The organism is Methanosphaera sp. A6 (assembly GCF_001729395.1).
Classification (GTDB): Archaea; Methanobacteriota; Methanobacteria; order Methanobacteriales; family Methanobacteriaceae; genus Methanosphaera; species Methanosphaera stadtmanae.
The window spans coordinates 1-2291 of record NZ_MAIF01000150.1 but is presented as its reverse complement, the minus strand read 5'-3'; the positions used below and the strand labels follow the sequence as shown (position 1 = coordinate 2291).

At 24.4% G+C, this 2291-nt stretch carries 4 protein-coding genes; 2 read left to right on the top strand and 2 right to left on the bottom strand.

Features of this window, described 5'->3' with window-relative positions; all coding sequences use genetic code 11:
* The first annotated feature begins 538 nt into the window (after nucleotides 1–538).
* Together A9758_RS06285 and A9758_RS06280 are read left to right on the top strand one after the other, a co-directional pair.
* Entirely contained in the window at nucleotides 539–868 is a 330-nt protein-coding gene (locus A9758_RS06285; RefSeq protein WP_011406330.1) for a hypothetical protein, read from the top strand.
* A complete protein-coding gene (locus A9758_RS06280) occupies nucleotides 868–1365 on the top strand; it encodes a hypothetical protein (protein WP_011406331.1) in 498 nt (165 codons plus the stop codon). Before A9758_RS06285 ends, A9758_RS06280 begins: the two co-directional genes overlap by 1 nt.
* Here the strand turns inward: A9758_RS06280 and A9758_RS06275 are convergent.
* Both A9758_RS06275 and A9758_RS06270 read right to left on the bottom strand, forming a co-directional pair.
* Nucleotides 1351–1704, bottom strand: coding sequence for a DUF4143 domain-containing protein (locus A9758_RS06275; RefSeq protein WP_011406332.1), 354 nt, complete (start codon nucleotides 1702–1704; stop codon nucleotides 1351–1353). The two genes, A9758_RS06280 and A9758_RS06275, sit on opposite strands and share 15 nt — an antisense overlap.
* Entirely contained in the window at nucleotides 1643–1882 is a 240-nt protein-coding gene (locus tag A9758_RS06270) for a hypothetical protein (protein WP_011406333.1), read from the bottom strand. Before A9758_RS06270 ends, A9758_RS06275 begins: the two co-directional genes overlap by 62 nt.
* Between the last annotated feature and the right edge of the window lie 409 nt (nucleotides 1883–2291).

The following is a 2291-nucleotide window of genomic DNA, read 5'->3' as shown; positions in this document are numbered from 1 at the left end:
AACAAGATTTTGTTGTTATTATATTCATAAGTATTACATATTTATCCATAGTTTGTATTATAAAACTAATAAAAATATATACAATTAACATAGCAAAATAATTGTTACACACCCTCGAAAATGAAGAAAAAAAATATGAAAAAACAAGATACAATAATGATATATTTATATTTATAAAAGAAATACTATTTCCCACCTTAAAACATTCAAACAATGGGAAGAAGATGCAAAAATAGAAAAAACAACAAATAAGATAGAAAATTACTTCAGAATAACATACCCTAAAGCAGATAAAAGAAAAGAAAGAATAAAACGAGGAATAGAAATAAAAATAAACCATAGAATACAAAAATGGTTTAGGAATAATTCAAAGATTCCCAAAAACAACAAAGTTTTAGACAAAGCCTATTTGAATACTATTCAAAATATTTTTAAGTTATGTTTTATAGATTTATTATTATCTCTTTTTTTATTAAAATTCATTTTTTTAAAAGAAGTTAAGGAGTTAATTTTATAAATTTTAAAAAAGGGAAGAATTTTGGGAGGAGCTGCTGCATGTTTTCATGCAGGGGGAATAAATTCAATAAATGATTTGACAGATCCTTATAAATTTTTACAAGGAGCTTTATCCGTTTCGTTAGCACTGACAGGATGTAATGAAGCTTCATTAGCAAAAGATGTAGTAAAGATAGCAAGTTATACAACAAAGAAAGAAACAGCTGAAACAGTATTTAAAACTTCATTAAATAGAAATAATTATGATACTTTTGGAGGAAGATGTTTTGAGTATGGTAAAGGAAAACTAATTTCATGGGGAGCTGAAGGCTTCCTTGTTTATGGTACAAATGTAATGGAGGATAATGCATAATGAATAAACTTCAAGCATATAGTTGTGTATTTATGTTATTTGGTATTATAGGTGGAAGTATCCTAATATTAAATGGTGATATATTAAGTGGAATCATTTTTGGAGGGGTGGTTACTCTTTGGGGATATCTTGATTATAAATACTATGATACAGGTTTCTTTTTCATAACTTTTGGTATAGTAATGGTTTTAGGTTTTTATTTTGTTAAGTATTTTCTATCTGGAATTCTATTAGGATTAGGTGTTATCAGTATTGGAATAGTTACTTCTATATGTGATTCTAAAACAACTGATGATTATATATGGTTTTTAGCAGGTTGTGGACTTGGAACTATTTATATACATAATGGAGATACTTTTTTAGGAGTTATTATAGCTTCATGTCTTATAACACTATCTATAGTTGATTATAAATACGATCTTAAGAAGTGTATAAGTAATTTTTTTAATGATGATAAAGATGTTGCAGATGATGAATTATATTTAGATGAAAAGTAAGGGATGTAATGATATAATGGATAAAAAGGTAATTTCTCTATCTCTTGTATTAGGATCCATTATTGATTGTGCTACTTGAATATATGTAGTTTTTCCAGGTTTTTTACATACAAAATCCACTTCAATGTCATATAATTTACCAATTGTTACTTTATATCCATGTCTTCTAAGTTCTAAATAAACTATATTTTCAAGTAAATAGCCCAAATCTCTTTTATTCTCATCATTAAATAAATAATAAAATCCAGGATCTACTATGTAATATTTTTCAGACACCTTAAGTATTTTTTTTCCAATAAGATCTTCTCTTTTTGTCTGATATAAAAGTAATGAATTCATAGCATACTTTATAATTTAGTACAGTTGATGTTGAAATATTATATTTTTCTAATTTAAGATATTTTGCTATTGAATTTGCAAAGAATATTTTTCCAATATTACATACTATAAATTCCATTAATCTCTCAAATAATATAACTGATGATATTTTTTCAATATCTATAACATCTTTTAACATTATTGAATTATAAATATCTGTTAGATAGGTTATTTTCTTATCAGGATAATCATAAGCTAAAAGTCCTGGAAACCCACCATAATTTAAGTAATTATTGAAAATTTTTATTTCATCATCATGTGTAAGTGCTGATTTCTTTTTATCACTAAAGTATGTTAATAATTCCTTATATGAAAAAGGGATACATATTTATACGAATATATCTTCCAGAAATTATTGATCTATTTATACCCTTTATTAAATTGGAATAGGAACCTGTGACATATATCTAACATCCTATTGATTTTACTTAAATATAATTCCCTTTTTACCATTATATTTATTTTTCCATCATTTATTATAATAATGTATTAAACATGATTTATATTTTTTAGTTTACACAAGATAAACTTTAAAAAAAATTATATTT

Bases quoted from the DNA above. Each gene is read 5' to 3' on its own strand.
- A9758_RS06280 (WP_011406331.1), top strand. From the start codon at position 868: ATGAATAAACTTCAAGCATATAGTTGTGTATTTATGTTATTTGGTATT.
- A9758_RS06275 (WP_011406332.1), bottom strand. From the start codon at position 1,704: ATGAATTCATTACTTTTATATCAGACAAAAAGAGAAGATCTTATTGGA.
- A9758_RS06270 (WP_011406333.1), bottom strand. From the start codon at position 1,882: ATGTTAAAAGATGTTATAGATATTGAAAAAATATCATCAGTTATATTA.